Source organism: Paraglaciecola sp. (assembly GCF_030730205.1).
Classification (GTDB): domain Bacteria; phylum Pseudomonadota; class Gammaproteobacteria; order Enterobacterales; family Alteromonadaceae; genus Paraglaciecola.
This window is the reverse complement of sequence record NZ_JANQVQ010000294.1, coordinates 1-8,001: the sequence shown is the minus strand read 5'-3', so window position 1 is coordinate 8,001 and position 8,001 is coordinate 1. Positions and strand designations below refer to the sequence as shown.

The 8,001-nt window shown below is 36.6% G+C and carries 5 protein-coding genes; all 5 read left to right on the top strand.

All coding sequences use genetic code 11. The annotated features are described in order from the left end of the window. Window positions 1-205 precede the first annotated feature (205 nt). The 5 genes from NWQ57_RS18815 (at window position 206) to NWQ57_RS18795 (ending at window position 7,926) form a co-directional block, all read left to right on the top strand. Complete coding sequence (locus NWQ57_RS18815; protein WP_306023718.1) at window positions 206-1,207, top strand: PEP-CTERM sorting domain-containing protein; 1,002 nt, start codon at window positions 206-208, stop codon at window positions 1,205-1,207. A gap of 168 nt (window positions 1,208-1,375) precedes the next feature. Next, window positions 1,376-4,138: an XrtA/PEP-CTERM system TPR-repeat protein PrsT gene (gene prsT / locus NWQ57_RS18810; RefSeq protein WP_306023717.1), complete on the top strand. Its 2,763-nt coding sequence runs from the start codon at window positions 1,376-1,378 to the stop codon at window positions 4,136-4,138. A gap of 201 nt (window positions 4,139-4,339) precedes the next feature. Then, on the top strand, window positions 4,340-5,461 hold the full coding sequence (locus tag NWQ57_RS18805) for a GNAT family N-acetyltransferase (RefSeq protein WP_306023716.1): 1,122 nt from the start codon (window positions 4,340-4,342) through the stop codon (window positions 5,459-5,461). A 151-nt stretch (window positions 5,462-5,612) separates the two neighbouring features. Beyond that, window positions 5,613-6,176, top strand: coding sequence for a D-glycero-beta-D-manno-heptose 1,7-bisphosphate 7-phosphatase (gene gmhB, locus NWQ57_RS18800; RefSeq protein WP_306023715.1), 564 nt, complete (start codon window positions 5,613-5,615; stop codon window positions 6,174-6,176). Then, window positions 6,166-7,926 carry an ATP-grasp domain-containing protein gene (locus NWQ57_RS18795; RefSeq protein ID WP_306023714.1) on the top strand — a complete coding sequence of 587 codons (1,761 nt, stop codon included), beginning with the start codon at window positions 6,166-6,168 and terminating at the stop codon, window positions 7,924-7,926. Before gmhB ends, NWQ57_RS18795 begins: the two co-directional genes overlap by 11 nt. Window positions 7,927-8,001: the final 75 nt, after the last annotated feature.

Genomic DNA, 8,001 nt, shown 5'->3' with positions numbered 1-8,001 from the left:
AAAGATTTACATAGTCACTAAGCTTGTTTGTTGATTCGAATTAGGGCAGCCCTTTTTATAGATTAGGTGTCAGTTTTGTTTACAAAAACGTGTTGTAAAAAAAAGGCAAAAAAGCCATACCATTGATTATAAAGGGATTAAATATTTAGGCACGCTTTGTGCTTTATTTTAATTGAACTAACCTTACCGACCAAAGGACTTACCGATGAAAAAGTTAAACAAAATTTCCGCGTGCTTAATTGCACTGACAATGTCAGCAGCAGCAAATGCTGGAACTGTAATATCTAGCTGGGGCTACGTAAACGAAGCTGGTTTTGCGAATGTTACTACCGGCAACTCTGTTAATATTGGCGGTGCCGATACAACTCTGGACCCAAACTATAACCCAACGGCATCTACTGGCGCTTTATCGCCCAATAATGGCAATAACTGGGTACAAAATTCCGAAGATGGTTTATATTATGACTTAGGTACTGCGGGCTATGTAAATGGAGATTCTAATACAGGAACTGTCGGTGGAACTGGACCAAGCATTTTATCCACAGGTACTTTGATAGACAATGTTTGCTGGGGAACTGGCCCTAGTTGTTTGTCATTTACTGATGCAAGCGGTAACGACACCTCGCGCGTTACAGGTTCTGCGACAACCAGTATGTACGGCGGTTTATTATTTAACCAAGGTACTCAAATGACGCACAGCAATTTACCAACAGGTATACCGTCATTAACTTCTATTGATTTATTCGATGGTCTAGAGTTAGCAAGTGCTGATTTAATTGCCGGTACATATACATTGCCAGAACTTAAGTTTGATATCATTTTTAATGAAACATTTAATAATGCTGGTTCATTATTCCCGTATGCTCCAGACGATGCATTCATTGTGGATTTGACTGGTGGTGGTGCGTCTGCTGTTAGTGGGTTTGGTATAGACTTTATTGATTTCACCGTTGCAATGGATTTAACTGGGTTGGTGAATGACGGCTATCACACTGATTACCAAGTAACTACTCGTTTAAGTGGTCTTCAAGTTATTTCTATTCCTGGAGGAGCAACTTTCGGTTTGATTACACCTGAAAATTTAACTAGTACGTTAAATGCTCAGTTTGCAGTGGAAGCGGTTAATGTTCCAGAACCAGCTACACTTACATTTTTTGGCTTAACTTTGCTTGGCCTAGCTGGCTTTAGAAAAATATCTAAAAAATAACAATCAGTTTGTTTATAAAAAACCGACCTTGTGTCGGTTTTTTATTAGTCGTCATCTAAATTTATCTGAGCAACATTGATTAGTCATCAAACAAAGTGATAGTTTAAACTTCGATAACACACACCGTATCCAATCTTACTTTTAAATTGCATAGAGGCTCACAATTCAATGAAGTTTATAATTTTATGCTGCCTAACAGCCATACTATACTCTTGCGAAGGAAAATCCCTTGAAGAACGATTAGACATTACTAAAAAACTAGTGGAGTCAGGCGATAGTTCAAATGCAATTTTTGAATTAAAAAGTATTCTAAATAAGGATCCAAGCTTGGCAGAAGCACGCTTTCAACTTGCAAATGCCTACTTGTCGAATCGCCAATATCAAGATGCGATCAAAGAATTAAATAAGGCTATTGAATTAGGTTACTCACAAAGCCAAGCAACCCCTCTTCTTGCTAAAGCGCTCAGAAAAACAGAGTCGTTTATAGCAATTACAAAGCTAGACACCAGTTTAATAATAGAAAATGATGAAAAATTGGCTGAAGTTCTGTACTACAAGTTTGTTGCTTACACCGAACTTAATAAAGTACAAAATGCTAAAGATACGATTAACCAACTTAAACAAATCAATAATCACACTTTCTATACAACCTTGGCCGAAGCTTTACTCAATGTTAAGAATGAATCTTACCGTTTAGCACTTATAAAACTCGAAAGTTTGTCAGAAAGTGAATCGCAACATGAAGAAGTAGTAAAGCTAAAAGGTCAGATATATTTAAGCACAAATCAATTAAAACAAGCGGCTGAATTATTCTCAACTTACATCAAGTCAAACCCTAATGACACTGGGGCAGAGTTTATATACTCAAGCATTTTAGTTGCTGAAAAGCGTTATGACGATGCTGAACCATTTATCGATCATTTATTAACATTATACCCCAATAACAGCATCATAAATCGACACAAAAGCATTTTAAGCGCAGCGAAAAACGATTATGAAAATGCTAAATTATCCGCTGAAACAGCCCTAAGGTATGGTAGTGATGACATTGTACTTCGCGTCATAGCGGGTTATTGTGCTTATAGACTAGAAAATTATGAACAAGCAAATCGCTATTTGTCAGCGATTGCCGATGAGTTACCCAAAAGCCACTTTGCCTTGAGAGTATTAGCATCAACTCAGCTAAAGCTAGGTTTGAGTACCGAGGCAACACAAACGCTGATGAACTTGGAAATCAAGAAAAATGATAGTCTCGAGCTTTTTAGTAGCGCGGCTGTTAAATTACAGCAGGAAGGTAAAGTAGAAGAGTCTAAATCTATTTTAGGCAAAGCATCCGAAACGGAATTGGGAAGCGAAAAACTCGCAAAATTAGGTCTTCTTAAATTATCAATTAACGATCTATCGGGCATTATTGACTTAGAAAACTCACTTAATGAAACGCCGACAAAAGCAGCGTTGCAGGCTCTAGCCACAGCATATCTAGATAACCAGGAATATGAAAAAGCACTAGCGTTATCGTTAGAGTGGAAGACTAAATTACCTGACGATATCAGCCCTTATCTTGTAGCTGCTGAATCGTATCTTAAAACTGATAAGCTAAATGATGCACTGAGAGAATATCAGAGTGGACTAACAATTTTTCCACAACATCCCTCTTTATTGCTAGGGATTGCAAATATAGAAGTTAATAGGGGTAATTTCACAAAAGCACTTTCAATAGTGAAAAATATTATAGAGAGAAATTCTAAGTATATTCCGGGTCTTGCTGCTTATTACAATATGAATAAGAGTCAATCAAACCCGGTGGAATCTATCGTAGATTTGATCGTGAAAACCTATAAAGACGATAAAAGTAACAATGCTCTTAGGTTGTTCACGGGGCAAGTGTTAGTTAAAGAAGGTCGCTATCGCGAAGCGTTGGCCATAATGGAAGACCTATCAAACATTGACCCAAATAGTTCTCCTGAAGAATGGAGTTTTAAAGGCTATATCCTAATAAATTCAGGCCAAATAGAATTAGCAGAAAAACACTATCAACAATGGCAGAAGTTATCTCCATTAAATAGGGATGCCTTTATGGGCTTTATTATGGCGATGGATGCTCAAGAAAAATTCAAAGACGCTGCGAATGCTATTGAAGTTCGAACCGCAGAAAAAAAATATGACCTACAATTAGAGATTTTGAAATCATATTTTATGGTAATGGACAATAGAATTGAGGAAACTGAAAAGCTGCTAAACACGTTTCCGAAGGAAGCATCAGATATTCCCTTAGTGAAAGGGATTATTTCTCGTATACAAGCAAGTAAAGGTAAATATAACGAGGCTCTTCCAAATGCATTGGTTGCATATAGCTCACTGCCTAACAAACGAAATTTTATTTTTTTACTTTTCGTCTATGACAAAATTTCAAATTACAGTGCAGCATTAAAATTACTTGAACAATACACTGAGGCTAATCCCAACGATATAGATATAAGAATGTTATTGGCAGAGCGACAGTTGTTTTCAGATCCCGATGCAGCTATCAACACGTATTTGAAGCTTGTGACAGACACTAAGCCCAATCTGGTAATTTTAAATAATCTTGCAAATATCTACTTGTCAAAAAATGATATACCCTCTGCTTTAACATACGGCAATCAAGCATTGCAACTTGCACCTAAGAACGCAGACGTATTAGATACTATGGGTACAATTTATATGTCTCAAAATAACTACAATTCAGCTTTACAATATTATGAGATGATTCCAAAGGATATTGGCCTTTCCAGCAACGTTGTTTTAAATTATGCCGAAACTAGTGCCAAAGCAGGTGAGTTTGAACTAGCTAAAGAAATCATTGCAAGTATAAAAGTTCGTAATGTGGACTCAATGAAAAAAATTGCATTAATAGAAAAGTGGATAAAAGATCATCAAGAAAAAAAATAGTCAAATGCAAAAAGTTCGTGTTTGCAGTGGTCAGGCAATGTTGGCCATTATTATTTGAAACTTTTTCGGAGTATGATTTTAAATTTTGTAAAGTTAGCTAACTTAATACCATCTTTTGAGATCGAACAAAAAGTATTAATTAACGATTAAATATGATTAGAATAAAGCTTATTTTCATATTGAATTTCGTATTAGGAGCCTATGTCACGCCTTACGGTAACGTTGACCGAGTTTAGTGAACATCAAATGCCACTACTTGAAAAAGTCTGGATAGAGCTACAACAAAACTCAGAACAAAGTTTTTTTACTAGTTGGCATTGGATTTCTACTTGGTTGAAATATATAAACTTCAAAACTGACTTAATTAAAGTGTTAGATGGCGATGAGGTAGTAGGCTTAGGTTTATTATGTTTTAAATCAAATAGAAAATATGGAGTAACATCGCGACAAGCTTGGTTAAATAGAACCGGAGACGGAGTAAAAGACCAGATATGGCTTGAGTATAATGATGTGCTTTGCGCCAAGCATCGAGCTTGGGCAGTTCGTGCGGCATTGGCTGATTATTTTGAACATGCCTTACACCAATGTGACGAGTTAATGGTAGGTGTTAGCAACAGCGAGTTGATAGAAATACCAAGAGCCTCTACTCTAATGCAACATACGAGTTGGGAAACAGTTAGCTATGCTACTCACCTACAATCTGCCTTCGCAAATTTGGACTGCTTTTTAAACACATTATCTGCAAATACTCGCTCACAAATAAGACGAACTCAAAAACTCTATAGTCAGCGGGGGGCTATAAAATTAACTAAAGCTAGTAGTACTGAAGAAGCCCTTATGATGTTAAATGAGGTCAGTATTCTACATTTAGCACGATGGGGAAAGATTAATAGCGGCTTTGAAAACCCAGAGTTTTTCAGATTTCATGTGCAATTAATAAAAGACAATTTTAATTCCGAGGCAATCGATATTCTGAAGTTAACTGTTGGAGAATTGACTATCGGATATTTATATAACTTAATATATCAAGATCAAGTTTACTTTTATTTATCCGGTATAAATTATGAGAAAGACAATAGGATCAAACCAGGTTTATTGATTCACAGTCTTGCGACTGCTTACTACGCAGAAAAAGGCTATTCGACTTATGACTATATGGGAGGAGAAGGACGCTATAAAAAATCACTCTCCAGCCACTCTAATAAAATGATTATTTCTAGCATACGCCGTAAAAAACCCCATTTTTTATTGAGTTACTGCATCCATAAACTGAAGTCTCGCTTTACCAATCAGAAGAGTATTTCAAATTGTACTAATGACTGAATAGTCGTTAGTAATTACTTATCGAGAAAAGACAGTCACAGGCAATACACATATAGAAATCCAAGACTTATACCTATGCCTAAAAATTAAATATGATGTTAAATTGTTACCCGTAAGACTTCCAAATGAAGATAGGCGAAGAAAGAAAAAAATGAATCAACAAAAAGCCATATTTCTAGACCGGGATGGAGTAATCAATAAAGAAATCAATTATTTATATAAAATTGAAGATTTTGAGTTTATACCAGATACAGTAAAAGCATTAAAAATATTACAAAACCTAGGTTATTTACTATTTATCGTTACTAATCAAGCAGGCATAGCAAGAGGTTATTACACCGAACATGATTTTAACAAACTGAATAGTTGGATGTTAGCTAAATTCGAGGCTGCAGGTATTGTAATATCAGATGTTCAATATTGCCCCCATCATTTTGAAAGTGGAAAAGGTAAATACGCTATTGATTGTGAATGTAGAAAACCTAAACCCGGCATGCTAAATACACTAATTAAAAAATATAATGTTGATGTAAGCAAAAGTATTTTGATCGGAGATAAAGTGAGTGATGTAGAAGCTGCTGTGTCTGCGAACATCACAACACCGGTATTAGTGAAAAGTGGGCATGCTTTGCCTGTAAACATACCTGAATATGTCAGTTGTGTGTGCGAAAACCTATACACGTTTGCAAGGCTAATGGAAACTAATGCAAGTTAACAAAACAACAATCAAAGCTTTTAAACAATTAAAGAACAAAAACGTTTTAATATTTGGTGAAGACACCCGTAGTTTTTTATCAGTAATTCGCTCGCTAGGCGAAGTGGAGATGAATGTGGATGTAGTCACTTTCTCAAATCGAACCCCTTCTTTAAAGTCAAAATACATAAGAAATCGTTACTACTTTAATTACCAAGCCTACGACCCAGCAGACTGGAATGCTAAAGTCTCTGATTTGCTGTTAACTAATGAATACGACATCGCGATTCCCTGCGATGAGAGGGCTCTCTACCCTTTGCAAACCTTTCAAGCTTCGTTAAACATTAAGACTCGTTTTGCTATTCCTAACACAGCTATCATGGCTCCATTGTTCAACAAAGTAGAGACTCGACTGATAGCGCAAACATGCGGTGTTTCTGTGGCAAAAGGGGCGTTATTGAATCTAACTTCAATCAGCTATAACGAACTAACTGAACAGTTTGGGAGCCCTTTGGTTCTAAAACCGGTCCAGTCTTACACCTCTGAGCATCTTAACCAAAGGAACAGTGTTAGTATCGTTAAAGACAAAGATGGATTTGACGCTTTTCGTAAACATTACTCTGATTGTTTAATCGAAACTTACAATGCAGGGTACGGTGTAGGCATCTCTATTTTAGCTGTAAAAGGAGAGCTCTATGCTGCTTTTGCACATGAAAGAGTTGCAGAGCCTGAAAGCGGAGGGGGAAGTACCTACAGAAAGGCAAGTAAAATTGATCCTAGCATGCTCGATGCATGTCAAAAAATATGTAGTAAGCTAAGATTTGATGGTGTTGCAATGTTCGAGTTTAAATTTAACCCCGACACGCAAGATTGGATCTTAATTGAAATAAACGCTCGATTTTGGGGGTCTTTGCCTCTTGCTATTTTTGCCGGAGTCAACTTTCCAGCCATGTATGCGATGACTCTGCTAGATTATCCAATAGATCCAAAGTTTACTTATAATCCCTATGCTTACGCACGTAATTTTACTAGCGATATTTACGACATTAAATCTGACTTCGAACAACAACGTGAAAAACTTGGTTTGGGCAAAGCTTCTCTAAAACTTGCAAAACGTTTGGTTGGCTTTACCCGTTTATTGACTTGGCAAGAGAAAATAGATTCTTTTGATTGGCAAGATAGGGCACCATTTGTTGCTGAGTTTAAATCGTTATTTCAGGACAAAGTAGACAACTTACCAATCATAAAAAATAACATAAGAAAATCCAAAATATTGAATTTAGAACAAGTTTTGACTGAGCCACTTAATGAAATATTAGTCGTGTGCTACGGTAATATAATGCGAAGCCCTTTTGCAGGAGAGTTATTAAAACAGAAACTAAACGATGCGGACTTACAGCATATTAAAGTCGACTCTTACGGTTTTCATCAACACGAAAATAGATCCTGCCCTACTGAGTGTGTCGAATTAGCTAAATCGTGGCAGTTAGATTTAAGCTCCCATCGGTCTAAGTGGATCAAGCAAAAAGATATGAAACCTGAGGGACAACTCATACTGATATTTGACCATAAAAATCAGTATATATTAGAAGAATATTATGAAGGATTTAACGCGATATCTCTCGCGGCACTAATTCCTGAATCCAAAGGCTACCATTCGCAAATTGAAGACCCTTATGAGCGGAATCAGGAATATTTAGCTTATTGTTACCAACTTATCGATCAAGCGCTTGATAATCTAGTCAGTCAAATCCAAGCTCACTACTCGTAACATAAAGTTGATAGAAGCCCGCGCGAATTCAAGTCCGAAGTGCACCACTCGCTAAATTAGGCAGCCTTGCGTAAT